25 protein-coding genes are annotated in these 24,752 nt (G+C 61.9%); 12 read left to right on the top strand and 13 right to left on the bottom strand.

Features of this window, described 5'->3' with window-relative positions; genetic code table 11:
• Positions 1–107: 107 nt before the first annotated feature.
• Positions 108–809, bottom strand: a complete 702-nt coding sequence (locus tag I6L48_RS06620; protein ID WP_049636471.1) for a YggS family pyridoxal phosphate-dependent enzyme — start codon at positions 807–809, stop codon at positions 108–110.
• Between the two features lie 39 nt (positions 810–848).
• Here I6L48_RS06620 and tapT point away from each other — a divergent pair, with 39 nt between their 5' ends.
• From tapT to yaaA, 3 genes are read left to right on the top strand one after another with little or no spacing between them, the layout of a single operon-like run.
• Positions 849–1,883 (top strand): type IVa pilus ATPase TapT, encoded by a 1,035-nt coding sequence (gene tapT / locus I6L48_RS06615; RefSeq protein WP_010673050.1) that lies wholly within the window; start codon positions 849–851, stop codon positions 1,881–1,883.
• A gap of 23 nt (positions 1,884–1,906) precedes the next feature.
• Positions 1,907–3,016 (top strand): PilT/PilU family type 4a pilus ATPase, encoded by a 1,110-nt coding sequence (locus tag I6L48_RS06610; RefSeq protein ID WP_113069594.1) that lies wholly within the window; start codon positions 1,907–1,909, stop codon positions 3,014–3,016.
• 32 nt (positions 3,017–3,048) lie between these two features.
• Positions 3,049–3,822: a peroxide stress protein YaaA gene (gene yaaA, locus I6L48_RS06605; RefSeq protein ID WP_039039959.1), complete on the top strand. Its 774-nt coding sequence runs from the start codon at positions 3,049–3,051 to the stop codon at positions 3,820–3,822.
• 187 nt (positions 3,823–4,009) lie between these two features.
• Here the strand turns inward: yaaA and srmB are convergent, their stop codons facing one another.
• Positions 4,010–5,230, bottom strand: a complete 1,221-nt coding sequence (srmB, locus tag I6L48_RS06600) for an ATP-dependent RNA helicase SrmB (RefSeq protein WP_113069593.1) — start codon at positions 5,228–5,230, stop codon at positions 4,010–4,012.
• Between the two features lie 127 nt (positions 5,231–5,357).
• Here srmB and I6L48_RS06595 point away from each other — a divergent pair, with 127 nt between their 5' ends.
• Both I6L48_RS06595 and brnQ read left to right on the top strand, forming a co-directional pair.
• Positions 5,358–6,068, top strand: a complete 711-nt coding sequence (locus I6L48_RS06595) for a tRNA1(Val) (adenine(37)-N6)-methyltransferase (protein WP_113069592.1) — start codon at positions 5,358–5,360, stop codon at positions 6,066–6,068.
• 235 nt (positions 6,069–6,303) lie between these two features.
• The gene (gene brnQ / locus I6L48_RS06590; protein ID WP_050485178.1) at positions 6,304–7,566 is read left to right on the top strand and encodes a branched-chain amino acid transport system II carrier protein; all 1,263 of its coding nucleotides are present in this window, start codon (positions 6,304–6,306) and stop codon (positions 7,564–7,566) included.
• Between the two features lie 89 nt (positions 7,567–7,655).
• Here brnQ and I6L48_RS06585 read toward each other — a convergent pair whose 3' ends face one another.
• The 3 genes from I6L48_RS06585 to zur are packed head-to-tail and all read right to left on the bottom strand — an operon-like array spanning position 7,656 to position 8,798.
• Positions 7,656–7,883, bottom strand: coding sequence for a hypothetical protein (locus tag I6L48_RS06585; protein WP_039039956.1), 228 nt, complete (start codon positions 7,881–7,883; stop codon positions 7,656–7,658).
• Between the two features lie 5 nt (positions 7,884–7,888).
• On the bottom strand, positions 7,889–8,350 hold the full coding sequence (locus tag I6L48_RS06580) for a chemotaxis protein CheX (protein WP_010673043.1): 462 nt from the start codon (positions 8,348–8,350) through the stop codon (positions 7,889–7,891).
• Entirely contained in the window at positions 8,340–8,798 is a 459-nt protein-coding gene (zur, locus tag I6L48_RS06575) for a zinc uptake transcriptional repressor Zur (protein WP_049636537.1), read from the bottom strand. Before zur ends, I6L48_RS06580 begins: the two co-directional genes overlap by 11 nt.
• Positions 8,799–8,934: 136 nt before the next feature.
• Here zur and dusA point away from each other — a divergent pair, with 136 nt between their 5' ends.
• Positions 8,935–9,921 (top strand): tRNA dihydrouridine(20/20a) synthase DusA, encoded by a 987-nt coding sequence (gene dusA, locus I6L48_RS06570; RefSeq protein WP_113069591.1) that lies wholly within the window; start codon positions 8,935–8,937, stop codon positions 9,919–9,921.
• Positions 9,922–9,923: 2 nt separating this feature from the next.
• Positions 9,924–10,073 carry a hypothetical protein gene (locus tag I6L48_RS06565; protein ID WP_113069590.1) on the top strand — a complete coding sequence of 50 codons (150 nt, stop codon included), beginning with the start codon at positions 9,924–9,926 and terminating at the stop codon, positions 10,071–10,073.
• Positions 10,074–10,156: 83 nt separating this feature from the next.
• Here I6L48_RS06565 and I6L48_RS06560 read toward each other — a convergent pair whose 3' ends face one another.
• Positions 10,157–10,582 (bottom strand): hypothetical protein, encoded by a 426-nt coding sequence (locus tag I6L48_RS06560; RefSeq protein ID WP_029313758.1) that lies wholly within the window; start codon positions 10,580–10,582, stop codon positions 10,157–10,159.
• A gap of 113 nt (positions 10,583–10,695) precedes the next feature.
• Positions 10,696–10,968: a nucleoid-associated protein HU-alpha gene (gene hupA, locus I6L48_RS06555; RefSeq protein WP_005305063.1), complete on the bottom strand. Its 273-nt coding sequence runs from the start codon at positions 10,966–10,968 to the stop codon at positions 10,696–10,698.
• A 338-nt stretch (positions 10,969–11,306) separates the two neighbouring features.
• On the opposite strand from hupA, the gene rsd reads away from it, so the two are divergent.
• Both rsd and I6L48_RS06545 read left to right on the top strand, forming a co-directional pair.
• Entirely contained in the window at positions 11,307–11,789 is a 483-nt protein-coding gene (rsd, locus tag I6L48_RS06550; protein WP_216987882.1) for a sigma D regulator, read from the top strand.
• 102 nt (positions 11,790–11,891) lie between these two features.
• Positions 11,892–12,278: a PilZ domain-containing protein gene (locus tag I6L48_RS06545; RefSeq protein WP_029313755.1), complete on the top strand. Its 387-nt coding sequence runs from the start codon at positions 11,892–11,894 to the stop codon at positions 12,276–12,278.
• A 53-nt stretch (positions 12,279–12,331) separates the two neighbouring features.
• Here the strand turns inward: I6L48_RS06545 and radA are convergent, their stop codons facing one another.
• On the bottom strand, positions 12,332–13,696 hold the full coding sequence (gene radA, locus I6L48_RS06540) for a DNA repair protein RadA (protein ID WP_010673036.1): 1,365 nt from the start codon (positions 13,694–13,696) through the stop codon (positions 12,332–12,334).
• Between the two features lie 100 nt (positions 13,697–13,796).
• Between radA and I6L48_RS06535 the strand changes: the two genes are divergently transcribed.
• On the top strand, positions 13,797–16,172 hold the full coding sequence (locus I6L48_RS06535; protein ID WP_216987881.1) for a PilZ domain-containing protein: 2,376 nt from the start codon (positions 13,797–13,799) through the stop codon (positions 16,170–16,172).
• A gap of 55 nt (positions 16,173–16,227) precedes the next feature.
• On the opposite strand, the gene I6L48_RS06530 is transcribed toward I6L48_RS06535, so the two are convergent.
• Both I6L48_RS06530 and serB read right to left on the bottom strand, forming a co-directional pair.
• A complete protein-coding gene (locus I6L48_RS06530) occupies positions 16,228–17,133 on the bottom strand; it encodes an alpha/beta fold hydrolase (RefSeq protein WP_041214455.1) in 906 nt (301 codons plus the stop codon).
• 28 nt (positions 17,134–17,161) lie between these two features.
• On the bottom strand, positions 17,162–18,166 hold the full coding sequence (gene serB, locus I6L48_RS06525) for a phosphoserine phosphatase SerB (protein ID WP_113069588.1): 1,005 nt from the start codon (positions 18,164–18,166) through the stop codon (positions 17,162–17,164).
• Positions 18,167–18,359: 193 nt separating this feature from the next.
• On the opposite strand from serB, the gene I6L48_RS06520 reads away from it, so the two are divergent.
• Positions 18,360–18,968 carry an AhpA/YtjB family protein gene (locus tag I6L48_RS06520; protein WP_010673032.1) on the top strand — a complete coding sequence of 203 codons (609 nt, stop codon included), beginning with the start codon at positions 18,360–18,362 and terminating at the stop codon, positions 18,966–18,968.
• A gap of 65 nt (positions 18,969–19,033) precedes the next feature.
• Positions 19,034–21,280: a PAS domain S-box protein gene (locus tag I6L48_RS06515; protein WP_113069587.1), complete on the top strand. Its 2,247-nt coding sequence runs from the start codon at positions 19,034–19,036 to the stop codon at positions 21,278–21,280.
• Between the two features lie 64 nt (positions 21,281–21,344).
• Here the strand turns inward: I6L48_RS06515 and deoD are convergent, their stop codons facing one another.
• The 3 genes from deoD to deoA form a co-directional block, all read right to left on the bottom strand.
• Positions 21,345–22,061 carry a purine-nucleoside phosphorylase gene (gene deoD / locus I6L48_RS06510; RefSeq protein WP_005341325.1) on the bottom strand — a complete coding sequence of 239 codons (717 nt, stop codon included), beginning with the start codon at positions 22,059–22,061 and terminating at the stop codon, positions 21,345–21,347.
• Positions 22,062–22,194: 133 nt separating this feature from the next.
• Positions 22,195–23,403 carry a phosphopentomutase gene (locus I6L48_RS06505; protein ID WP_039039948.1) on the bottom strand — a complete coding sequence of 403 codons (1,209 nt, stop codon included), beginning with the start codon at positions 23,401–23,403 and terminating at the stop codon, positions 22,195–22,197.
• 14 nt (positions 23,404–23,417) lie between these two features.
• Positions 23,418–24,749 (bottom strand): thymidine phosphorylase, encoded by a 1,332-nt coding sequence (deoA, locus tag I6L48_RS06500; RefSeq protein ID WP_043153005.1) that lies wholly within the window; start codon positions 24,747–24,749, stop codon positions 23,418–23,420.
• Between the last annotated feature and the right edge of the window lie 3 nt (positions 24,750–24,752).

Here is a 24,752-nt window from a genome sequence, read left to right as displayed (position 1 = left end):
TCGCAGCGGATGCCGACCCAACCTGTGCGGGCTGACAGCATCACACGCGCCTGTTTACCTGAAAAAAAAAAAGCACGACCGGGGGTGTTTCTCGCCCCGGCTCTTGCTCATGAATAGTCACGGGCCCCGAAGATGGCGGTCCCGACCCGCACCATGGTGCTGCCATGGGCAATGGCAGGCTCAAGATCCTCGGTCATCCCCATCGAAAGGGTGTCGACGCTCGGGTATTGTTGCGCAAGCTCGGTGAACAGAGCCTGCATGCGCGCCATCTGGGCCGCCAGCACCCCCTCGTCGCGGGTATGCTCGGGGATGGCCATCAGGCCGCGCAACCGCAGTCGCTCGCTTTGGGCCACCAGGGAGGCCAGGCGGAAAATCTCTTGCTCCGACGTACCGGATTTGCTGCTCTCTCCGCTAATATTGATTTGCAGACAGATATTTAGCGGCGCGAGCCCTCCCGGTCTCTGGTTGTTGAGGCGTTCGATGAGCTTGTCGCGATCGACACTTTGAACCCAGTCGAACCGCTCCGCCACCAGCTTGGACTTGTTCGATTGCAGCGGGCCGATAAAGTGCCACTCTATGTCTGTACAGGCGTTCTGCTCGCGCAAGGCATCAATCTTGAGCGCGGCCTCCTGGGCGTAGGATTCGCCAAAGCGCCGCTGACCGGCGGCGTAGGCAGCCTGAATGTCCCCCAGCGGCTTGGTTTTGCTGACAGCAAGCAACTGGATGTGATCTGGGCTGCGGCCAACACGCCGGGCAGCCTCTACAATACGTTCCTTTACCTGAAGCAGGTGCTGGGCAATCTGGCTCATATTTCGTTCGTAATCTTGTGATGGGAGAATAACAAATCTATGGATATCACAGAGTTATTGGCATTCAGTGTAAAGCATAAGGCCTCGGATCTACACCTCTCGGCCGGGGTCCCCCCGATGATCAGGGTTGATGGGGAGGTTCGCAAGATCAATTTGCCCGCCCTGGATCACCGGGAAGTCCATGCTCTCATTTACGACATCATGAATGACCACCAGCGCAAGGAGCTGGAGGAGAACTTCGAGGTGGACTTCTCCTTCGAAGTGCCCGGCATGGCACGCTTTCGGGTCAACGCCTTCCAGCAGGCGCGCGGCTCGGGCGCCGTGTTTCGTACCATCCCGAGCACCGTTCTGACCCTGGACGATCTGGGGGCGCCGGAGATATTTCGCAAGATAGCGGAGTACCCTCGCGGCCTGGTGCTGGTGACTGGGCCCACCGGCTCGGGCAAATCCACCACCCTGGCCGCCATGGTCGATTACATCAATGACAACTTCCACCACCACATCCTCACCATCGAGGACCCCATCGAATTCGTGCACGAGAACAAGCGCTGCCTGGTGAACCAGCGGGAAGTACACCGCGACACCAAGAGCTTCAGCAACGCCCTGCGGTCGGCCCTGCGGGAAGACCCGGATATCATCCTGGTAGGTGAAATGCGGGACCTCGAAACCATCCGCCTCGCCATGACCGCCGCCGAAACCGGTCACCTGGTGTTTGGCACCCTGCACACCTCCTCGGCCGCCAAGACCATCGACCGTATCATCGACGTCTTCCCCGGCTCGGAGAAGGACATGGTGCGATCCATGCTCTCCGAATCCCTGCGGGCGGTCATCTCCCAGACCCTGCTCAAGCGTATCGGTGGCGGCCGGGTGGCGGCCCACGAGATCATGCTGGGGATCCCGGCGGTGCGAAACCTCATCCGGGAAGACAAGGTGGCCCAGCTCTATTCCGTCATCCAGACCGGGATGACCCACGGCATGCAGACCATGGACCAGAGCCTCAAGCAGCTGGTCAACCGGGGGGTCGTCGCCTCCCTCGATGCCAAGGCCAAGGCGGTCGATCCCAATACCATTTAAGCTTGCACACCCAAGGAGTCGCCATGAACATGGATGTTCTGCTCGCCGCACTGGTTGAACAAAAGGGCTCGGATCTCTTCATCACGGTCGATGCCCCCCCGACCCTCAAGGTCAACGGGCGTCTGGTGTCGCTCGGGCCGGCTCCCCTCGACAAGACGACGGCGCTGGCGCTGATCAGGGAGAGCCTGGACGAGACCCACTTCGAGCGCTTCCTGCACACCCGCGAGGCCAACTACGCCATCCAGCGAGGCTCGCTGGGGCGCTTTCGGGTCAGCGCCTTCTGGCAACAGGATATGCCGGGCATGGTGCTGCGCCGCATCGAGACCCGCATCCCCACCTTTGACGAGCTGGTGCTGCCTCCCATCCTGCAGGAGGTCGCCATGGCCAAACGCGGGCTGGTGCTCTTCGTCGGCGCCACTGGCGCCGGCAAGTCCACCACCCAGGCGGCCATGATCGGCTTTCGCAACCAGCACGGTGACGGCCACATCCTGACGGTGGAGGATCCGGTGGAGTTCGTCCATCAGCACGATCGCTGCCTGGTGACCCAGCGGGAGGTGGGGATCGACACCGCATCCTTCGATGTCGCCCTCAAAAACTCCCTGCGCCAGGCCCCGGATGTCATCCTCATCGGTGAAATCCGCTCCCAGGAGACCATGGAGTTCGCCATCCAGTTCGCCGAGACGGGGCACCTCTGCCTCGCCACCTTGCACGCCAACAATGCCAACCAGGCGCTGGATCGCATCCTGCATCTGGTCCCCCAGGAGAAGCACCGCCAGTTCCTGTTCGATCTCTCCTTCAACCTGCGCGCCATCGTCGCCCAGCAGCTGCTCCCCTCCGCTCATGGGCAGCGCCGGGTCGCCGCCTTCGAGATCCTGCTCAACACCCCGCTCGTCACCGACATCATCCGCAAGGGAGAGATGCACAGACTCAAGGAGGTGATGACCAAATCCGGCGAGCTCGGCATGCAGACCTTCGATCAGGCGCTGTTCACCCTGTTCTGCGCCGGCCAAATTGGCTACAGTGAGGCCCTTGCCCATGCCGACTCCGCCAACGACCTGCGACTGCTCATCAAGCTGTCGGGTCACGAGCAGCTGGGCGCAGGCACTCTCGACAACGTGACCCTGGATGATTGAGGGGCGTGCGTCACCGCTAATAAAGGACAGTTATGCTGATTGTGGTTTCCCCGGCCAAGACGCTGGATTACGAGTCACCCCTGGTGACCTCCCGTTTCACCCAACCCGAACTGCTGGACCACTCCGCAGCACTGATCACCCGGGCTCGTCAACTGAGCCCGGACCAGATCGCCAGCCTGATGAAGATCAGCGACAAGCTCGCCGGCCTCAACGCCGCCCGCTTTGCCGAGTGGCAGCCTGACTTCACGCCGGCCAACGCCCGCCAGGCGCTGCTGGCCTTCAAGGGGGACGTCTACACCGGTCTGGCCGTAGAAGATTTCAGCGAGGCCGACCTCGACTTCGCCCAGGCCCACCTGCGCATGCTCTCCGGCCTTTATGGCGTACTGCGGCCGCTTGACCTCATGATGCCCTACCGCCTGGAGATGGGGATTAGGCTTGAGAACCCGCGCGGCAAGGACCTCTACCAGTTCTGGGGCGACATCATCACAGCGCACCTGAACAAGGCGCTGGCGGCCCAGGGGGACGACGTGCTGATCAACCTCGCCTCCGACGAGTATTTCAAGTCGGTGCGCCCGAAAGCCCTGCAGGGGCGCATCATCACCCCGGTCTTCAAGGACGAGAAGAACGGCCAGTTCAAGATCATCAGCTTCTACGCCAAGAAGGCCCGCGGCATGATGGCACGCCACATCATCAAGCATCGGCTCACCCGGGTGGAACAGCTGACCGGTTTCAATGCCGACGGCTACTACTTTGTACCGGAAGAGTCCGACGCCAATACCCTGATGTTCAAGCGCGCTGAAAATTAATTACACATTCAAGGGAACCAAGTCGGAGATCCTCGGGTCTGACTCTGTGAATCCTCTGTTGTAAGCACTTTTTGTTGGCCGACGTCCTTGCGTCGGCTTTTTTCTGCGCCTCTCTCAGGCCACTCCCCAGGCAGCAGACAGCAAAACGGCCATCCTGGGATGGCCGTTTCAACTGTGCTCGGGGGCATTACTTCTTTTTCTTCTTTGCCGACTTCTTGGCATCCTTCGGCTTTTTCTTCTTCACCGGCACCCGCGCTTCCTTGTGTCTGGGGCGCAGCTCATCGATCACCCGGCGCTTGAGGCGCTCCTCGGTGTAGCGCTCGATCTTGGCGACCATGGCCATGTCGTGGGCTTCCACCAGGCTGATGGCGCAGCCACGGTTGCCGGCACGGCCGGTACGACCGATGCGGTGCACATAAACATCCGCGCCGTAGGGCATGTCGTAGTTGATGACATGGCTGACGTTCGGCAGGTCGATGCCGCGGGCGGCCACGTCGGTGGCGATGAGGAAGGGCACCTCCCCTTCGTGGAACTTGCGGATAGACTCGATGCGCTTGGCCTGCTCCATCTCGCCACGGATCCAGGCGCAGGGCACGCCTGCCGCCTGCAACTGGCCGGAAAGCTCCGCCAGTCGCTCACGGGTCTTGACGAAGATGATGGCCTTCTGGGTTTCCGGGTTTTTCAGGATGTGCACCAGCAGAGCCAGCTTGTGGGCGGCATCATCAGCCAGGTGGATCCACTGGGTGATGGGGCGGCGCTCGCTGCGGGGCGGCTCGGCGTGCAGCTCAACCGGGTCTTTGAGGATCTCGCTCGCAAACTTCTCGAGGCCGGCCCCTTCCAGGGTGGCAGAGAAGAGCATGGTGTGCTTGCGGTAACGCGCCTCTTCCACGATGCGGTTCACGTCCTTGATGAAGCCCATGTCCAGCATCCGGTCCGCTTCATCCAGCACCAGCACCTCGATGTCGTGGCTCTCGAACTCCTCTTTCTCGATGTACTCGAGCAGACGGCCCGGGGTGGCCACCACGATGTCGGTGGTCTTGGTCAGGGCAGGCAGCTGCTCTTCATGGCTGACGCCACCGATGATGGTCTCGATGCTGAGATGGGTGTGCACCGCCAGGGCCTTGGCGTGAGCACTCACCTGCAGCGCGAGCTCGCGGGTCGGAGTCAGGATCAGCATGCGGCACGGCCCCGGCTTGCGGCGCGGGAAGTCCAGCAGCTGCTGCATCGCGGGCAGCAGGAAGGCGGCGGTCTTGCCGGTTCCGGTCGGCGCAGAGGCCAGAATATCGCGGCCGTCCAGGGCTGGCTCCAGCACCATCTGCTGGATGGTGGTGGGGCGGGTGAAACCCATCTCGGCCAAGGCCCGACTGAGGGCTGGATTCAGGTCGAAATCATCAAAGGACTGGCTCATGGCAATACTCGGTCATTAAGGAAGCGGCAGATTATAGGCGATTATGCCGCCGGCTCCTATGGTGACTGTGGCTTAGCCGCTATAATCGCCGGCCATTTTCCACGGGCAGGCACAGGAGGAGGGCCGAATGGGGCGCAACAACGGTTTCACGTTCAAGCAATTTCACATCGATCACGACCGCTGCGCCATGAAGGTCGGTACGGACGGCATTCTGCTGGGAGCCTGGGCGCCGGTCGACAGCGCCCGCCGGGTGCTGGACATCGGCACCGGCAGCGGCCTCATCGCCCTGATGCTGGCCCAGCGCAGCACGAACGACTGCCACATAGACGGGGTGGAACTGGATATGGATGCAGCCATGCAGGCCAAGGAGAATGTGGCGGCCTCCCCCTGGCGTGAGCGGGTCACCATCATAGAGAGCGCCATTCAGGATCACCTCGCCCCCCCTTACGATCTCATCGTCTCCAACCCGCCCTATTTCCCGGCAGGCCAGACACTCCGCGATCCGGCCAGGGCTCTGGCCCGTCATACCGGGGGGCTCGACCCCAGGGGATTGCTGGCCGCCAGCGATCGCCTGCTGAGCCGTACCGGGCAACTGGCCCTGGTGCTGCCCACGGCGATGGCGGATGAAATTTTATGCATTTCGTCGAGTTATGATCTGTATGAGCGTTGTTATCTGGCTGTTACCACCAGAGAGGGGAAAGAGGCAAATCGTGTTTTATTGCTGCTTGGCAGAGGATTAAACAAGTGTGAGAGGGGTGAAATTGTGATCCATTCTGCCACAGGAGGCTATTCCGACAGATATATCCAACTAACCAGCCCCTTCTATTTGAAGATGTAAATTTTGCCTTGAACTATTTTTTCACATCATTATGCTGACTGCTAAATGAGCGCCCGCTCAAGACCAGTTCAAACCACTGGTCGCGATGAAAAAACCAGCGGGGCTCTTTTTTTTACCCCCGGAAAGTGCCGGTCACTGACAAATAAAAAACTATAACAAGCAATAGTTTACAAGACAGACGAGGTTGAACTTGACGAAATCACTCACATTGTCCGATGTACTCGGATTGGGCTTCATGACCTTTGCGTTCTATCTGGGCGCAGGCAACATCATCTTCCCGCCCCTGGCCGGCTTCATGGCGGGTGAGCACCTCTCCCTGGCCATGCTGGGCTTCCTGGTCACCGCCGTGGGCCTGCCCCTCATCACCATCATCGCCGTCGCCAAGGCTGGCAACGGCTGGGCCGGTATGACCAAGCTGCTGCCGGCCGGCGTGGCCACCGCACTGGCCGTCGCCATCTACATCATCATCGGCCCGGCCTTCGCCGCCCCCCGTACCGGCCTGGTGGCCTACGAGATGGGCCTCAAGCCCTTCCTTGGCGACATGGGACCATCCGGTCTGGCTGCCTACACAGTACTGTTCTTCGGCGTGGCCATCCTGGTCTCCCTGAACCAGGGCAAGCTGATGGATGCCATCGGCAAGTACCTGACCCCGCTGCTGATGCTGCTGCTGCTGACCCTGGCCATCGGTGTCTTCGTCGCACCGCAAGGAAGCATGCCTGCCGCATCCGGTGACTACCAGAGCACCCCCTTCGTGAAGGGCATTCTGGAAGGCTACAACACCATGGACACCCTGGCGTCCCTGATGTTCGGCGCCCTGATCGTCGACCTGCTGCGCCAGAAAGGCATCCATGACTACCAGAGCCAGTTCAAGTACCTGGCCATCGCGGGCATCATCTCCGCCATCGGTCTCTCCGTGGTCTATGTCTCCCTGTTCCAGCTGGGTAACACCGCTGCTGGCGTCGCCACCGACGTGAGCAACGGCGGTGCCATCGTCAACGCCTACGTGCTGAGCCTGTTCGGCCAACCGGGTCAGTTCATCCTGGCTGCCATCATCACCCTGGCCTGCTTCACCACGGCCGTCGGCCTCATCTCCGCCTGCTCCGACTTCTTCCACAACCTGACCGGCATGAGCTACAAGAAGCTGGTCGTGCTGCTGGGTGTCATCTGCGGCGTCGTGGCCAACGTGGGCCTGAGCCAGCTCATCAGCCTCTCCATTCCGGTGCTGGTCGCCATCTACCCGGTTGCCGTGGCGCTGGTACTGGTCACCTTCCTGAAGGGTTACTTCGGTCGCCCCCGCCTGGTGTTCCGCTCCGTGCTGCTGGTCGCCTTCCTGTTCGGCTGCCTGGACGGCCTGGGCGCCGCCGGCATGAAGATGGATGCGTTCGCCTTCCTGCCGCTGTTTGACAAGGGTCTGGCCTGGTTGCTGCCGACCCTGCTGGCCTGTGGCCTCGGTGTCATGGTGCGTGGCAATGGCAAGCTGGCAGCAGAAGCAGCCTGATAACAGATCTTGACCAAATAAAGAGGCCAGCATTCGCTGGCCTCTTTTTTGTTGGTGCAATCTGGTTCATCCGTTGTGGAGAGCGCTCCTCAGAGTACGGTTGCTGGCTTGGGTTTGCCTGCAAGACCGTACCAGTGATGCTCAAACCGGCCCGCATGCCAGCGCAGGGTGCCCCAGGGCTGGTCAGCCTGCCAACGCGGGAAGTTGATCTCCACGCGGTTGTCTTCGTACTTGTAGAGAGAGGTGCTGATCTCGATATCCGACAGGATAAGCAGCACCACCCCACCGATGACACTCCATTTCAGCATCTTCCACATGGCGATTACTCGAAGCAGATCTCGATGGTGGCACGGCCATACTCCGATTCGAACGGCATCATGATCTTGGCGCCGTCGGCCCGGTGAGTGATGGTGTGATTGGGACCGGAGACGATGACCGGGGTCGCCATGTCGAACTCATAGCCCTTCTCCCCCAGCATGCGTTTGGCGCCGCCCGTCACCATGTTGGTGATCTCGCCCACCATGTCGGTCACTTCCTCGTTGATGGTGGCCGGCGCCTCCCCCAGCATGCGACGCATGATCTCCAATGCCAGCCCCTTCTCGAAGCTGATGGAGAGGGAACCCCGGGTCTGCGGACCCACCATGCCAATCAGGCCGGAGACATCTCCCCGAGCCAGCTCGTCCGTCTTACGCTTGGGCGCGCCCGGTTTGAGTTCCAGCTGTGCCATGGTGGAGAGCACGTTGAGCAGGGAGAGCAGGAACGGGTTTACAAAATCAGCCTTCATCTTGACTTCCTACGGTAACGGAACAGCGGGCACATTGACCATGGGCTTCTATGGTCTTGTTGGTAATAGTAAAACCATGCTGATGAGCCTGCTCGGAAAAGGCGCCGTCGATGGCGGGATCGTGCAGCTCCACTACCTCACCGCAACGATCGCAGATCAGCAGTTGCATCGGGTGGGCATGGTCGAAGTGGCAGCAGAAGATGAAGGCGTTGAGCGACTCCACCTTGTGGGCAAAGCCCTGTTCGAGCAGGAAGTCGAGCGCCCGATAGACGGTAGGCGGTTTGGCATGAGCCTCGGTCTGCTGCAACTGGGCCAGCAAATCATAGGCACTGATGGCATTGCCGTGGGCGGCAAGCAGCCGGAACACCTGGCGCCGTGTCGGGGTGAAACGGATCCCTCGCTGCTCGCAGAGGCGTTCCGCTCGTTGTAGAAGTTGGTCTTGATTCATGTTCACGCAGATACCCTGTCAATTAGCCGGATACTATCACAGGGCCCCCAGTGCGCGGCGACAAAATTCATTTTCTGGGGCTGTCTCACGTTGTGATAGAATCCCGCCCCTTGTTTGGCCAACCCGGATGATTTTTATGCAGGCGCAGCGCTTTTCCATCGCCCCCATGCTGGACTGGACCGATCGGCATTGCCGTTATTTCCACCGTCTGATGACCCGCCAGACCCTGCTCTATACCGAGATGGTGACCACGGGCGCCATCATCCACGGCAAGGGCGACTATCTGGGCTACAGCGAGCAGGAACACCCTCTCTCCCTGCAACTGGGTGGCAGCAACCCGGCAGACCTGGCCCGCTGCGCCAGGCTCGCCGAGGAGCGCGGCTATGACGAGGTCAACCTCAACGTCGGCTGCCCTTCCGATCGGGTGCAAAACGGCCGCTTCGGCGCCTGCCTCATGGGCGAACCCGCGCTGGTGGCCGATTGCGTCAAGGCGATGCGCGACGTGGTCGACATTCCGGTCACCGTGAAGACCCGTATCGGCATCGACGAGCAAGACTCCTACGAGTTCTTGCAGGCCTTCATCGAGCAGGTTAGGGACGCCGGTTGCGATACCTTCATCGTCCATGCCCGCAAGGCCTGGCTGAGCGGCTTGAGTCCGAAAGAGAACCGCGAGATCCCGCCCCTCGATTATCCTCGCGTCTACCAGGTCAAGCAGGATTACCCGGATCTGACCATTGCCATCAACGGCGGGGTGACCAGTCTGGAACAGACTCTTGAACATCTGCAGCACCTCGACGGGGTCATGATGGGCCGCGAAGCCTACCAGAATCCCTACATTCTGGCCCAGGTGGACAATCTGGTGTTCGACGAGAACCGTGCCGTGCCAAGCCGCCACGAGGTGGTGCGGATGATGCTGCCCTACATCGAACAGGAGCTGGCCAAGGGCAACTACCTCTCCCACATGACCCGCCACATGCTGGGGTTGTTCCAGAACATGCAGGGGGCGCGCGCCTGGCGTCGCCATCTGAGCGAGAATGCCTGCAAGCCGGGGGCCGACATTCAAGTGGTGCTGGACGCCATGGCCAAGGTGCCGGAGTTCGCGCCGGCCGACGCGGTGGAGTGATCATGTACCGCTTCACCGGATCCTGGCTGCACAAGGCCCTGGTGCGTCTGTGCGCCGGCCTGCTCACCATTCTCGGCATCAAGCTCAGCGCCTTCTATTTCATCGGGCTGCTGGTCGTGCTGGGGCTGCACCGGGACCAGATCCTGGGCTAAGCGCCCCACGCTCCCGAACAAGAAAAAGCCGGCGCCCCTGCGCCGGCTTTTTTGTCACCACGGAGGCGACCCGACAGTCTGGCTTACTCCTCCTGAACCATGAACTGGAGTTCAGGGGGAGAAGAGGTCAGCACATCGGCGCAGTAATCCCAGGTCGAGATGCGGTAGTGCTGCAAATCTTCATCCAGGTGCAGTCCATCGGACTCCTGATGGAACCAGCTGGCGAAACGGGACGGGGTGATGAGCTGGATCTGCTCCTCGATGACGTGGCTGTCACGCCCCTCCGCCAGATCGCAATCCTCCATCACCCGCACCGCGAAGATGTGGCGAAAACTCACCCGGCACAGGGGCAACGGAGGCAGATCGATGCTGCGAGCACGCCCCAGCATGACGGTCAGGGTGTCGCTCCAGATATCCTGATGCAGTTCGGCCACGACCAGGCCGGGAGGGAGTTGACGAGAGGGAGCCCAGGGGACGGCTACCTGCCGAATGGCATTTTTCTGTTCCATATCCACCTCGCTACAGCGCATGCCATATCCTGAGTGTATCTGAAACAAATTTTGACGAAGATGGCAAGAAAAAACCCGGCACAAGCCGGGTTTCATTTGATTACAAGACGATCTTATTTGACGGCGTCTTTCAGCGCCTTGCCAGCCACGAAGGACGGCACATTGGCGGCTGCAATCTGGATCTCTTTACCGGTTTGCGGGTTGCGACCGGTACGGCCCGCGCGATGGTTGACCTTGAAGGTACCAAAACCCACCAACTGAACGGCATCGCCCTCTTTCAGGCTCTGGGTAATACCATTGATGATCTCTTCCAGAGCGACTTTGGCCTGAGCTTTGCTCAGGTCTGCTTTGGCGGCAATTGCATCGACAAGTTGAGCTTTGTTCATAACATTTCCTTTATGATCGGGCATTTAGCACCAGGCCACTCTATTCAAAAAAAAACACTCAGGCAAAGGCTTTATCAGCCGGATTGGCTTGAATGCTGGGGTTTTCATCAAGATCTGCGGAAATAGTCACATATATCGCCCCCTTGTCCCCTGGATGGGCGACAGGATGCGAAGCACCGGTGGGGAGAGGCATGCAAATCCCCGCCTGATGTAACAATATCCCTACACTCCTATTGACGGTCAACTGGATTTTCCCTAGTTATAGGAGTGTCGTCAGTCGATGAGAATGACCGGAGGCGTGCGACCCGAGTGCCGCATGCCATGCCCATGGAGGGACTATGTTAACTGAACTGGAAAAAACCAAGCGCGCGCTGGCAGGCAAGCACAGAGCAATAGATGACTGGCTGGATGCCAGACAGGCGTTGCTGGTCGAGTACATGCGACTGGCAGGCCTCATGCCCGCCAAGTGCAAGCAACGCACCCTCCCAAGCCATGTAGAACTGCAACGTTTTTGCGAACAACTGGTCGACTACGTCAGCGCAGGCCATTTCGAGATCTACAACCACGTCGTCACCGCCTTTGAGCAAGCCAGCGGCGACAAACTGGAGCTGGCCAAGCGCATCTACCCCCATATCCGTGCCTGTACCGAATTCGCGCTGGAGTTCAACGACAAGTACAGCAACGCCGACGAAGCCCAGTTGCTGCAACTGGACGAGGATCTGAACCAACTCGGCCCCGTGCTGGAGGACAGGTTCAAACAGGAGGATCGGCTGGTCAAGGCGCTGCAGGTGGTGGAATCCCTCAGCCATCAGCAGGTCTGATATTCAATATCGGAGCCAGTTCAATATCCTGGCGTGCCAGCTGGATTACACTCTGCAACATGAAGGATGAGCATCTTGCTCGCACGCAGACCGGAGACGACCATGGCCGAGCGCCGCCACTTTACTCGGATTTTCTATTTGACCGCCGCCAAGCTCACCCAGGGTGAACACCAGTGGCGCACCCAGCTGGTCGATGTCTCCCTGCAGGGAGCCCTGCTGCTCAGACCCGAGGATTGGGTCGCCAGCGAGGACAAGGAGTACGAAATCTGCTTCGTGCTCGGGGGCAGCGACATCGAGATCAAGATGCAGGTCGAGCTGACCCACGAAGCCAGCAAGAAGCTGGGGTTTTACTGCCACCACATCGACATCGACAGCGCCACTCACCTCAAGCGGATGATCGAGCTGAACATCGGAGAGGAACAACTGCTCCATCGCGAGCTGGAGCAGTTGCTGCAAGAGCACCGAGACCACGTCCCCCCCGAATCCTGAGCGGGCGGGCAGAAAAACAAAGGAGCGTCCATACGCTCCTTTTTCATGGTCGATTACAGGGCCTCGAGGGCATCGGAGAGTTTCTTCACCGGCACCACCTCCATCCCCTCGATGGGATGTTTGGGCGCATTGGCATGCGGGACGATGGCTCGGCGGAAACCGTGCTTGGCCGCCTCCTGCAGTCGCTCCTGACCCGAGGGCACGGGCCGTATCTCGCCGGAGAGCCCCACCTCACCAAAGACCACCAGATCCTTGGGCAGGGCCTGATCCCGGAAGCTCGACACCATGGCCAGCAGCAGCGCCAGATCCGCGCTGGTCTCCTCGACTTTGACGCCACCCACCACGTTGATGAACACATCCTGATCCGCCATCTGCAACCCGCCGTGACGATGCAGCACCGCCAGCAGCATGGCGAGACGGTTGTGGTCCATCCCCACCGCCACCCGGCGCGGATTGGAGAGCTGGGAGTAATCCACCAGCGCCTGCAACTCCACCAGCAGGGGGCGCGTGCCTTCCCAGATCACCATAACGATGGAGCCCGGAGCCTGCTCCTCCCCGCGGCTGAGGAAAATCGCGGAAGGGTTGCTCACTTCCTTCATTCCCTGCCCGGTCATGGCGAAGACCCCCAGTTCGTTGACCGCACCGAAGCGGTTCTTGTGGGAGCGCAGGGTGCGAAAACGCGAGTCGTGCCCGCCATCCAGCAGCACGGAGCAGTCGATGCAGTGCTCCAGCACCTTGGGACCCGCCAAAGTGCCGTCCTTGGTGACGTGGCCCACCATGAAGATGGCCACATGATTCTGCTTGGCATAGCGTGTCAGCAGCGCCGCCGACTCCCGCACCTGGGAGACGGACCCCGGCGCGGACTGCACATCCGCCACGTGCATCACCTGGATGGAGTCGATGACCATGATCTGAGGTTGCTCCTGCTGGGCGATGAGGCAGATCTGCTCGACACTGGTCTCGGACAACATGCGCAGCTTGTCCGTGGGCAGACCCAGCCGACCGGCCCGCATCGCCACCTGTTGCAGTGATTCCTCACCGGTCACATAGAGGGTCTTCATGCGCTGCGCCAGGCCGCACATGGTCTGCAGCAACAGGGTCGACTTGCCGGCCCCGGGGTTGCCGCCGATGAGAATGGCCGAACCAGGGACCACGCCGCCACCGAGTACGCGGTCCAGCTCCTTGAAGCCCGAGCTGAAACGGGGGATCTCCGTGGTGGCGATCTCTGCCAGGGTCTGCACCTGGCTGCCGACGGCGCCCGCATAACCGGTATAGCGAGCGCTCTTGCCGGGTGTCGTCACCCCCAGTCGCACCTCGGTGATGGTGTTCCATTCCTTGCACTCGCTGCACTGACCTTGCCAGCGGGTGAAGTCGGCTCCACATTCGGAACAAACATAGGCGGTTTTGTTTTTGGCCATGGATAACTCGGGGACAGGATGAATTCCTGCTTGATATACTTGTTTGCGACCGGCAGATCAAACCCAGAATCGGAAAAGTGACTTTCCGCGGCAGGAATACATGGATTCAGAACAACCACTACATCTGATAGAACAACTTGTCCCCCTGCTCCGGGAAAAGGACTTCGACGAAATCTTCAACCGTCTGACCCAGAACGAAAATACGAACAGCCGGTTCCTGCTGAAGATGGAACTCAAACGCAAGTGCACCCCCTGCCGGCGCGTCATCGACATGCGCAAAGAGCTGGGCGCCCTCTGTCAGGTGCATGAGTTCGACGGGGTGACCCACTTCATGCCCGCCGAGGCCATCGAGCTGTTTCAATCCCAGTGCTACCTATACCGGGACAGCTACACCCTGGGGGTCTACGAGGCGCTGCAAGCCTGGTACAAACTCAACCAGGGGCGCAGCGACAATCTGGCACTGCCCATCAGCCCGTTTCGTCCGTTCGATGTCAGTGCCATCCCCTTCGCCAGCCATTACGGGCGACAGGAAGAGCGCATGCACTTCAGCTCTCCCATGGTGCTCCAGCTCGCCAACGGCGAGAAGATCCTCGCCAAGAGCTCCGACATCTCCCTCGGCGGCATCCGGGTATCCGTGCCCTATCTGCCCGACTACCAGACAGGCGACCTGATAGCCGTCTTCTTCACCGGACTGGAACGCGATCATCCCCATCCCCTGCTGCGTGACCCGGTCAGCTACCAGATCCTGGGGGAGGAGAGAAAAGAGGACAAATTCTGGCTCAGGCTGCTCAAGAACGGCGAGCATCCGGTGTTTGACGAGTTCCTGCGCGACTTCATCGAGCGCAACCGCAGCCGCTATCGCGTCAGCGTCGACTACCTGCTCTCCGCCGCCGTCATCAAGGGGTATGAGCAGTTCTATCTGCCGCGCATGACCGGCATGCCCCTCTATTTCGGCAAGGGCAGCATCCCCGCCCTCGAGATCGCCCTGCGCACCGAGAACAACCAGCACATTCTCGAATACTGGCGCGACGCCAAGAACCGCGACATGCTCGCCAGCCTCTTCACTGCGGCCCGCATGCCCTCGTTGCTTCCAGGCAAAGAGGGGCTGCGCGAGACGCTGATCTACAGCTTTACCCATGCGGTACGCAGCCACCTCTACTTCTTCTCCGCGACCCGGGAGGAGCTGGAACAGAGCGGACTGACCGTGCTCTTCTTCCAGATCGGCGCCCGCCGCCCCAGCTGGCGGGTATACAAGTTCAGCATGGAAGCCTGCACCCTGCGGGAGGCCGACCTCGACAACCCCCAGGGCGGGGCGAGCCCGTTGCAGGACAGGCTGCTGCGCGAGCGCCTGGCCCAGCTCGGATACGTGGGCATGCTGCAGGAGATAAACCTGGACAACCAGCGCGACGAGTTCCAGCGAGAGACGGGTCAGGATCCGCTCAACGCCAACGCCTTGCAGCGCTTTGGTCATGACATCCATGCCGCCCCCTTCGAGATAGAGACGCTGCACTATGTGCAACTGCGCAAGGAGGCGCGCTACATGCACAAGACGGCCATCGTCTTGCATCACAAGGAGCGATCCTGGGTCGGCTGGACCCGAGACATCTCGGCCCACGGCATGCAAATCGAGCTGGAGGAACCGTTCGACGGGGAGAAGGGAGACATCATCACGGTGGCTCTGCCCCGTTTGCAGGAGCTCGCCAGGAACATGGACCTGCAACGCCTGCCCTATCGGCTGGTCAGCCTCAACCTGAGCAGAACCGTGCTGCATCTGTGCATCGAGGGGACGGCCGAGCGCCATACCGGCCACCAGTTCTTCAGCCTGCTTATCGAAAGCAACCAGAACAAGCTCAAGACCACCCGGGAGTTCAATCGCTATCGCGGCATGGCCAGGGCGCTGCGCAACCTCTACACCCACCACCTGTTCAACACCCCCGTCTATGTGAACAAACTCAAGGCCGCCCCGAAACTGGCCGCGGCCGGCCTCTCGCCACAACCACGCAGCCTTTCCCGTCTGCTGCGCATCTGTGCCGAGCAGGATCAGCAGTTGAACATGTATCCCCTGTTCCAGGGGGCGCTGCTCAAGGCCCTGTTGCTCAATCCCCTGCGCGCCATCGAGCGGGAAGACAAGCCGGAAGAGGAGGAGGTCTACATCGCCGCCCTCCACTCCCAGGGGGGAACACCCCTGTTTCGCAGCCACCTGGCCAGCAGCTTCAGCTCACCGGATCAAAAGCGCCGCTTCATCGAGCTGGCTCGGCAACAGGGAGAATTCTATTCAGTACTGGTGGGCATTTCGCGCACCGGCCGCCCGGACACCAGTTTCATCGCGGGTGAACTGGACTACATCGCCAAGTTCGCCATTCACAAGGCCAAGAAGCTGGAAGAGGAGCTCTGGAGTGTCGTGGGCGTGGGTGAACTGACCGATACCACCGAGGCGACCCTGTTCCGCCTTGGCATACCATCCGGGCCCCGCTAGCCAGCAGGGCCGGGAGACAACAAAAACGGGCACGCAAGTGCCCGTTTTTTGTCTATCAGGCAGCCTGGGGGTTGCGCAGCCAGGCGAGGATGTCGGGGAAGTGATCCTCCTGTGCCTGGGGCGCCGTCAGCATGTTGATGTGGTCGTAATCGAGCCGGTTGCCGTTGTCCCGCCCAAGGCGGGTGTGGCGGGCGGCCGAGCCCATCTCGTCGCTGAAGCGACGCACGTCGACGGGGTGGCCAAGTACCTTGTCCGCCTTGGCGGAGATCATCCAGAGCGGGGGCCAGTTGACCCGGCTCGCCGCCTCGTCATAGGCGAAACCATCAAAGGGATCCTGCCAGGGCCCGCACTTGACCCAGGGGATGGTCTCCTGCAGGTAGCGCAGGGGCTCATCATCGGCCCCTATCTTCAACCGGCGGGCGGCCAGAAATCCCCGGCGGCGCGCCAGCCAGGGGGCGAGCCGGTTCCAAATCAGATCCACCTTCAACCAGCGCTCCGGGTTCTGCACCGAGACCCCCCGCTTGGTGCCGAAGAACACCAGGCTGGCAACCTGCTCCGCCAGCTCGGGGAAGCGCACCAGGGTCGAGGCCATGATGACGCCGCCCCAGGAGTGGGCCATCCAGTGCACCCGGGCACCGGCATGGCGGGCCGATACCCAGCGCTGCAGTGCGGGCAGATCCTCGGTGATCAGCTCATGCTGACCGTGGCCGGCCCGCTCGGCGATGGTCGGAGTGCTCAGGCCCCGACCACGCAGATCCGCCACATAGACCTGATACCCGTGGCGAGCCAGAAAGCAGGCCAGCCCCTTGCCCGATTCGGTGTAGAAGATGCGGCCGTTCTCGATGGCCCCGTGCACCATCAGGATGGGGTCGGCATGCACCGCGACACCGGGCTGGATATGGCGCACATGGAGTCGATGCTCACCGCAGGGGACAAACAGGGATTGCTGTAACAGTTCCATCTCGTGATCGGCTCCTCCTTGAGCGGGATCAGCACCAGCGTCGGTCGCGATAAGCCAGGGCGCCGAGCAGGCAGAGCACCCCTTCCAGATCGTGGTGATTGAGGGTCGCCGCCGCCTGGGCACGAACCAGGGGTTTGGCATGAATGGCAATGCCCAGCCCCGCCACCCCCATCATCTTGAGATCGTTGGCCCCATCGCCGACCGCGACCGTCTGGGATGCAACCACCCCGTACTCCGAGGCCAGCTGTTGCAGTGCCTCGGCCTTGGCGGCGGCATCGACGATGGGGCCGCTCACCTTGCCGGTCAGCAAGCCCCCTTCCACCGCCAGCTCGTTGGCGAAAATGGCATCCAGACCCAGAGCACGCTGCAACTCGCCAGCAAAGCGGGTGAAGCCACCGGAGGCGATCGCCACCTTCCAGCCAGCCTGCTTGAGGGCATCGACCATGAGTGGCAGGCCCGGCATCCAGGGCATGTCGGCCGCCACCTCGTCGAGGATGGTGACCGGCGCCCCTTCCAGCAGCGCCACCCGGGCACGCAGACTGTCAGCAAACTCCAGCTTGCCCTGCATGGCTGCCGCGGTAACGGCCGCCACCTGCTCACCGACCCCGGCCAGCCGCGCGATTTCGTCGATGCACTCTATCCTGATCGCGGTGGAATCCATGTCCATCACCAGCAGACCGGGCTCACTCAGGGTGGGCAGGGCGGCCAGATGACACAGGTCGATGTCCCACTCCTGGGCTTTGAGCGCCTGCACCAGCTCGGGGGAGAAGCGGTTGGTGCCAAGCAGCAGCAGTGGAATACCTGCCTGCTCCCCTGCGGGATAGAGGCTGGCCTCGAGCCCCAGGGCATCCAGCTGCTGGGCCAGGCGGGCCAGATGACCGGCCTCCAGCCCCTTGCCAAACAGGACAATCCAGGCGCTGTCATGGGCGTTGGCCGCGGGCAGCAGGGCTTCGTTGGTAAGCTGCCAGCAGGGGGCACAGCTCAGGGCCCCGGACCAGTCGTGCAGGGAGCGGGGAAGTTGGGACAACAACATAAGAGAGACGCCTTCCTTGGAAATCATGGGGTTCATCATGCGGGCCCAGAGTAGCGTATTGCTTTTTGTACAGGCAAGCGCCAAGATCCCGCCTGCGGTGCGGGCAGACATAGAAACAGACCACCCTGTTTCCCGCTTCGCGGCACCGGGGCACCAGCCAGCCCCGCTCATCCATTACCAGAGGCCCGGTTCTGTGCGTCATCTTCCCATCAAACGTGTTGTCAGTCTGGCGGCGGGAGTCCTGCTCGGTCTCTGGGTGCTGGTGCTGCTCATCCACATGCAGGGAGAGAGCCAGGCCGCCCTGCACGCGGCGGCACGGGACAGGGCACAGGCGCTGGTCGCCTATGCCGCCCGGGACATGCGCCGCTGGATCAAGGAGGACAAGGAGAGCGAACTGGAGAGACTGGCGCAGGATCTGGCCGCCGAGCCTGACATTCTGGATGTCACCCTCTATGACGCCCGCGGCATTCCCCTCGCCCAGTCGGACAACGCCCTGCCGCTGGACAGCCTGCTGCCCATCGGCAGCGACAACAAATCCCTGCCGGAGCAGGGCAAGGGGCGCATCCAGTTCGTCCAGGAGATCCAGGACGGAAACCTGACCCTGGGCTATCTGAGGATCACCCTGGAAGAGCAGAAACTGCTGGCCGCACAGGATACCCATCTCAAGGTCAACCAGGAGAAACAGCGCCTGATGCTGCTGGTGATGCTGCTGGCCGGCCTGCTCATCTCCTACGGGGTGCGTCGCAACTACATGCGGGTGCGCAAGCACAAGAAACAGAGCAAACCCGCCGCTCCGCAATAAGCGGGAGTGGATCACATCCTCCGGCTTGTATATAACACTGGCAAGATCACTGGCAGGAGAGCCACATGATTGCCCCCCCCTTGCCGCGGGATGAACACAGTCGACTGGAACGACTGCGCATCCTCGGCCTGCTCGACCACGAGCCCATCGATCAGCTTGATCGCCTCACCCGGCTCATCACCCGGCATTTCGCACTCCCCATCGCCATGGTCTCCCTGACCGACGTGAACAGGCAGTGGTTTCTCGCCCGCACCGGGGTCGATATGTGCGAGATCAACCGGGAACACTCCTTCTGCGGTCATGCCATTTTGCGCCCCGACATCATGCAGGTGCCGGATGCCAGACGGGATCTCCGCTTTGCCGACAATCCGCTGGTGACCGATGATCCCGGCGTGGTCTTCTACGCCGGCCGACCCCTGCGCGCCCTCGATGGCGTGGTGCTCGGCACCCTCTGCCTGGTGGACCATGTGCCGCGCCATCTCGACGAAGATGCCTGCCGGGATCTCGACGACTTCGGCCGCCTGGTGGAGAACACCCTGCACGATCTGGAGCGACGCCACCAGGTGCGCACCCTCAACCAGGTGCTGGAAGACAAGGAGCATCTCTTCACCCTCACCTTCAACCAGTCGTCGGTGGGCATGGCCCTCTCCTCCCTCGAGGGGAAATGGCTGAGAGCCAACCCGGGGCTGGAGCGGCTGCTCGGTTACAGCGAGCACGAGATGCTGAGCCGGACCTGGCTCGCCATGACCCATCCCGAAGATCTGCAACGGGAGCAGCCCCTGTTCGATGCCCTGATCGCGGGGCAACGGCAGGATTACCGGCTGGAGAAGCGGATGATCCGGGCCGATGGCACCCAGTGCTGGGTCCAGCTCAGCGTGACCCTCTGCCAGAGCCGCACCATGGCCCCCCACATGATCGCCGTGTTTGCCGACCTCACCGAGCGCAAACAGGCCGAGGCCGAACTCGTGCGGCTGCAGCAAGGGCTCGAGCAGCAGGTGCAGTCACGGACCCGGGAGCTTTCCCGCACGGTGGAACAGCTGCATCAGGAGATGCGCGAGCGCGGCGCCATGCAGCAGCAGCTGTGGCAGGAGCAGCGCCGCTTGCAGCACATGCTGGAGCACACCAGCAATGCCTTCCTCGAGCTCGATGCCGATTTCATCATCACAGGCTGGAACCCGGCCTCCACCACCCTGCTCGGCTGGCACGCCGACGAGATGCTGGGCCGTCCCCTCTTCGGGCTGCTCGGCGCCGAGCATCCCCTGCTGAGCCTGTCAGGCAACCCGCAGAGTCCGCCACGGCGGCTGGAGTGCGACATCATCACCCGCACAGGCCGGCACATCCCGGTCGAGGTGATTGCCGAGCGTTACCAGTTCGACGGCAAGGTGCGCATCGCCCTGTTTTTGCACGACATCACAGCCCGCCGCCAGGTGCTCGCGGAGATCGAGCGTGGCCGTGCCCGACTGCGGGCCATCACCGATGGCCTGCCGGTCACCATCAGCATGGTGTCGCCCGAGGGGCGTTACCTGTTCGCCAACCAGGCCTATTGCCGCTACTTCGGGCTCGATACCGAACAGATGCGGGAAATGAGCGTGCGGGACGTCATCGGCGAGGAGGCCCACGGCAGGGCCATGGCCTATGTGGCAAAGGCCCTCGCCGGTGAGCAGGTGAGTTTCGAGCACCGTTTCGATCTCCCCATAGGCCGACGCGACCTCAGGATCACCATGATCCCGAGCAGGGGCGACGAGCCCGGGGTCTACATCCTCGGCAGCGACATCACCGAGTTCAAGGCGCTGCAAAGCCAGCTGGAACACGAGGCGGCTCACGACCCCCTCACCGGCCTGCCCAACCGGCGCGCCTTCACCCTGCGCCTCTCCCGGGAGCTGGAGCGGGTGCGCCAGAATGCCGAACCCCTGGGCCTGCTGTTCCTCGATCTCGACGGCTTCAAGGGGATCAACGACAGGCTGGGACACCACGTCGGCGATGCCCTGTTGCAACGCTTCGCCCAGGTGCTGAGTGCCGAGGTGCGCCCGGGGGACATGGTGGCGCGCCTGGCCGGCGACGAGTTCACCATCATACTGCCCGCCCTGCGCCAGCCGGAACTGGAGCTGCCCGCCCTGTGCGAGCGGCTGCTGGCGGCCATGGCGGTTCCTGGGGACGTGGCTGGTCACCGGCTGCCCCTTGCCGGCAGCATAGGAGGCGCCCTCTGCCACTCGGGCCAGTATTGTCACATCGACGATCTGCTGCACCGGGCCGATGCCGCCATGTACCGGGCCAAGCAGTCGGGCAAGGGGCGCTTCGCCCTCGATCTCTGACCGTGCTTCGCAAAAATGCAAAACGGCGGCCCGAGGGCCGCCGTTTTTTTATGCGCGAGGGGGATCAGTTGTCACCCAGCAGGACGGAGTCCAGCGCGATTTCGATCATGTCGTTGAAGGTCAGCTGACGCTCTTCGGAGGTGGTCTGCTCACCAGTACGGATATGGTCGGAGACGGTGCAGATGGTCAGCGCCTTGGCACCGTACTCGGCGGCCACGCCATAGATACCGGCGGCTTCCATCTCGACACCCAGGATGCCGTATTTTTCCATGACGTCGAACATGGAGGGGTCCGGGGTGTAGAACAGATCGGCGGAGAAGATGTTGCCCACGCGCACGGCCACACCCTTGTTCTTGGCGGCCTGAACGGCATTGGCCACCAGGTCGAAGTCGGCGATGGCGGCGAAGTCGTGATCCTTGAAGCGCAGACGGTTCACTTTGGAGTCGGTGCAGGCACCCATGCCGATCACCACGTCACGCAGTTTCACGTCTTCACGCACGGCACCGCAGGAGCCCACACGGATCAGGGTCTTCACGCCGTAATCGGTGATCAGCTCTTTTGCGTAGATGGAGCAGGACGGGATGCCCATGCCGTGACCCATGACGGAGATGCGACGACCCTTGTAGGTGCCGGTGAAACCGAACATGTTGCGCACGTCGCACACCTGCTCGACGTTCTCCAGGAAGGTTTCGGCGATGTACTTGGCACGCAGGGGGTCGCCCGGCATCAGCACGGTATCAGCAAAGGCGCCATCTTTCGCATTGATATGAGGAGTTGCCATTCTCTTTATTCCTTCACACTAGGTTGAGTTTTATTGTCTTTATGGATTGTCCGCTGCCTGCGCGGCGGCGGTACATTACAGGAAACCGGGGCCCTGTGGCACCCCGGGCAGGCGAACCGGCCCGGGGTCACCATCACAGGAAGCTGGTACCGTATTGCAGCTTGGGCAGGCCGTGGTAGGCCGCGATGCTCTGGCCGATGTCGGCGAAGGTCTCGCGACGACCGACGGAGCCCGCCTTGACCGGCTTGCCGTAGAACAGTACCGGAATGTATTCGCGGGTGTGGTCGGTACCGCTCCAGGTCGGGTCACAGCCGTGGTCGGCGGTCAGCACCACCACGTCGCCATCCTGCAGCAGGTCGAACAGCTCCGGCAGGCGGGAGTCGAAGTACTCCAGCGCATCGGCGTAGCCCTTGACGTCACGGCGGTGACCGTAGGAGGAGTCGAAGTCCACGAAGTTGGTGAAGACGATGGTCTGGTCACCGGCCGCTTTCACCTCTTCCAGAGTCCTGTCCCACAGCTCGGTCAGACCGGTCCCCTTCACCTGCTTGGTGATGCCCTGCTGGGCATAGATGTCGGCGATCTTGCCGATGGAGACCACCTGGCCACCCGCTTCCTTCATGTAGTCCAGCACGGTCGGCGCCGGCGGCAGCACGGAGTAGTCGTGGCGGTTGCCGGTGCGCTTAAAGTTGCCCTTGCCGCTGCCCACGAACGGACGCGCGATGACGCGGCCGATGTTGTAGGGCTCCAGCAGCTCGCGCACGATGTGGCACAGCTCATAGAGCTTCTCGAGGCCATAGGTCTCTTCGTGGCAGGCGATCTGGAACACGGAGTCGGCAGAGGTGTAGAGGATCGGCTTGCCGGTGCGCATGTGCTCTTCGCCCAGATCGTCCAGCACCTGGGTGCCGGAGGCGTGGCAGTTGCCCAGATACCCGGGCAGACCGGCCTTCTCGACGATGGCATCCAGCAGCTCCTGCGGGAAGCTGTTGTGATGGTCGTGGAAATAACCCCACTCGAACAAGACGGGCACGCCGGCAATCTCCCAGTGACCGGACGGGGTGTCCTTGCCGGAGGAGAGCTCCTGGGCAAAGCCGTAGGCACCGATCACCTCGACATCCTTGTTCAGTCCGGCCGGGAAGGTGCCGCTGGCGAGTTCGCCCGCGTGGCCCAGACCCAGCTTGCTGAGGTTTGGCAGGTTGAGAGCGCCACGGCCCTCGATCTCACCGGCGGCGCACGCCTTGGCGATATGGCCAAGGGTATTGGCACCCACGTCGCCGAACTTGTCGGCATCGGCGGCAGCACCAATACCGAAAGAGTCCATCATCAGAATAAAGGTACGTTTCATGGGACTTCCCCTTGTTACAAATCAGCCAGACCAATGCGACGGTAAACCTCGGGCAGCGCCTCTGGTCGGGTGTCGCCGATCTTCACGGCAGCCTGCACCATGCGGGCAGCCTCGGCAAATTGAGCTTCTGTCTGAGCGTGGATCAGGGCGAGCGGCTTGTCAGCATCGACGCTCTGACCCAGGCGGATAAAGTCGGTCAGACCGACCGCATAATCGAGTTTGTCGGCGGCGGCGCGGCGACCGCCGCCCATGGCCACCACAGCCAGACCCAGTTCACGGGTGTCCATGGCGGTGACGAATCCGCTGTGGGCCGCGTAGACGGGGCGCACGATGGCTGCTTTGGGCAGGTAGGCGTCGTAGCGCTCCATGAAGTCGGCGGGACCACCGAGGCCGGTCACCATGCGCCCGAAGATCTCGGCTGCCTTGCCGTTGTCCAGCACCGCTTGCAGCTTGGTGCGGGCATCGCCGTCATCGCTGGCAAGACCGGCGGAGATCAGCATCTCGGCGCACAGGGCCATGGTCACTTCGTGGATGCGCGGGTTGCGATACTCACCGGTCAGATAGCGCACCGCTTCGCGCACTTCCACGGCGTTGCCGGCGCTGGAGGCCAGCACCTGGTTCATGTCGGTCAGGAGTGCAGAGGTGCGGCAGCCGGCCCCGTTGGCCACGGCGACGATGCTCTTGGCCAGTTCCTCGGAGGCTTCAAAGGTCGGCATGAAGGCGCCGGAGCCCACCTTCACGTCCATCACCAGGGCTTCGAGCCCGGAGGCAAGCTTCTTGGAGAGGATGGAGCCGGTGATCATGGCAATGGACTCGACGGTGGCGGTGATATCCCGTACCGCATAGATGCGCTTGTCCGCCGGGGCGAGATCGCCGGTCTGGCCGATGATGGCGACACCCGCCTCTTTCACCACTTTCAGGAAGCGGTCGTTGTCGACCGAGGTCTGGTAGCCGGGGATGGCATCCAGCTTGTCCAGGGTACCGCCGGTATGGCCGAGACCACGGCCGGAGATCATGGGCACGAAACCGCCACAGGCGGCGACCATGGGGCCCAGCATCAGGGAGACGACGTCACCCACGCCGCCGGTGGAGTGCTTGTCGACGATGGGGCCGCCCAGATTGAGGTGGTCCCAGGTCAGCACCATGCCGGAGTCGCGCATGGCGCAGGTCAGGGCGACCCGCTCATCCATGGTCATGTCCTTGAAGTAGACCGCCATCGCCAGGGCCGCGATCTGCCCCTCGCCGATGGTGTTGTTGGTTATGCCCTGGACGAAGAATTGAATCTCTTGGGTACTGAGCGCTTCACCGTTGCGCTTCTTGCGAATAATTTCTTGAGGCAAAAACATCTT

Source organism: Aeromonas sp. FDAARGOS 1418 (genome assembly GCF_019048585.1).
In the GTDB taxonomy this organism is placed as follows: domain Bacteria; phylum Pseudomonadota; class Gammaproteobacteria; order Enterobacterales; family Aeromonadaceae; genus Aeromonas; species Aeromonas caviae.
The sequence above is the reverse complement of the archived record's forward strand: the minus strand, read 5'-3'. Positions and strand labels throughout refer to the sequence as shown.

Coding starts and splice junctions, on each gene's coding strand:
- I6L48_RS06515 (WP_113069587.1), top strand. CDS start 19,034: ATGATTGCCCCCCCCTTGCCGCGGGATGAACACAGTCGACTGGAACGA.
- I6L48_RS06560 (WP_029313758.1), bottom strand. CDS start 10,582: ATGGAACAGAAAAATGCCATTCGGCAGGTAGCCGTCCCCTGGGCTCCC.
- deoD (WP_005341325.1), bottom strand. CDS start 22,061: ATGGCAACTCCTCATATCAATGCGAAAGATGGCGCCTTTGCTGATACC.
- zur (WP_049636537.1), bottom strand. CDS start 8,798: ATGAATCAAGACCAACTTCTACAACGAGCGGAACGCCTCTGCGAGCAG.
- I6L48_RS06535 (WP_216987881.1), top strand. CDS start 13,797: ATGGATTCAGAACAACCACTACATCTGATAGAACAACTTGTCCCCCTG.
- I6L48_RS06505 (WP_039039948.1), bottom strand. CDS start 23,403: ATGAAACGTACCTTTATTCTGATGATGGACTCTTTCGGTATTGGTGCT.
- I6L48_RS06620 (WP_049636471.1), bottom strand. CDS start 809: ATGAGCCAGATTGCCCAGCACCTGCTTCAGGTAAAGGAACGTATTGTA.
- I6L48_RS06585 (WP_039039956.1), bottom strand. CDS start 7,883: ATGTGGAAGATGCTGAAATGGAGTGTCATCGGTGGGGTGGTGCTGCTT.
- I6L48_RS06610 (WP_113069594.1), top strand. CDS start 1,907: ATGAACATGGATGTTCTGCTCGCCGCACTGGTTGAACAAAAGGGCTCG.
- rsd (WP_216987882.1), top strand. CDS start 11,307: ATGTTAACTGAACTGGAAAAAACCAAGCGCGCGCTGGCAGGCAAGCAC.
- serB (WP_113069588.1), bottom strand. CDS start 18,166: ATGTTGTTGTCCCAACTTCCCCGCTCCCTGCACGACTGGTCCGGGGCC.
- I6L48_RS06580 (WP_010673043.1), bottom strand. CDS start 8,350: ATGAAGGCTGATTTTGTAAACCCGTTCCTGCTCTCCCTGCTCAACGTG.
- dusA (WP_113069591.1), top strand. CDS start 8,935: ATGCAGGCGCAGCGCTTTTCCATCGCCCCCATGCTGGACTGGACCGAT.
- I6L48_RS06565 (WP_113069590.1), top strand. CDS start 9,924: ATGTACCGCTTCACCGGATCCTGGCTGCACAAGGCCCTGGTGCGTCTG.
- brnQ (WP_050485178.1), top strand. CDS start 6,304: ATGACCTTTGCGTTCTATCTGGGCGCAGGCAACATCATCTTCCCGCCC.
- tapT (WP_010673050.1), top strand. CDS start 849: ATGGATATCACAGAGTTATTGGCATTCAGTGTAAAGCATAAGGCCTCG.
- radA (WP_010673036.1), bottom strand. CDS start 13,696: ATGGCCAAAAACAAAACCGCCTATGTTTGTTCCGAATGTGGAGCCGAC.
- I6L48_RS06595 (WP_113069592.1), top strand. CDS start 5,358: ATGGGGCGCAACAACGGTTTCACGTTCAAGCAATTTCACATCGATCAC.
- yaaA (WP_039039959.1), top strand. CDS start 3,049: ATGCTGATTGTGGTTTCCCCGGCCAAGACGCTGGATTACGAGTCACCC.
- deoA (WP_043153005.1), bottom strand. CDS start 24,749: ATGTTTTTGCCTCAAGAAATTATTCGCAAGAAGCGCAACGGTGAAGCG.
- srmB (WP_113069593.1), bottom strand. CDS start 5,230: ATGAGCCAGTCCTTTGATGATTTCGACCTGAATCCAGCCCTCAGTCGG.
- hupA (WP_005305063.1), bottom strand. CDS start 10,968: ATGAACAAAGCTCAACTTGTCGATGCAATTGCCGCCAAAGCAGACCTG.
- I6L48_RS06530 (WP_041214455.1), bottom strand. CDS start 17,133: ATGGAACTGTTACAGCAATCCCTGTTTGTCCCCTGCGGTGAGCATCGA.
- I6L48_RS06545 (WP_029313755.1), top strand. CDS start 11,892: ATGGCCGAGCGCCGCCACTTTACTCGGATTTTCTATTTGACCGCCGCC.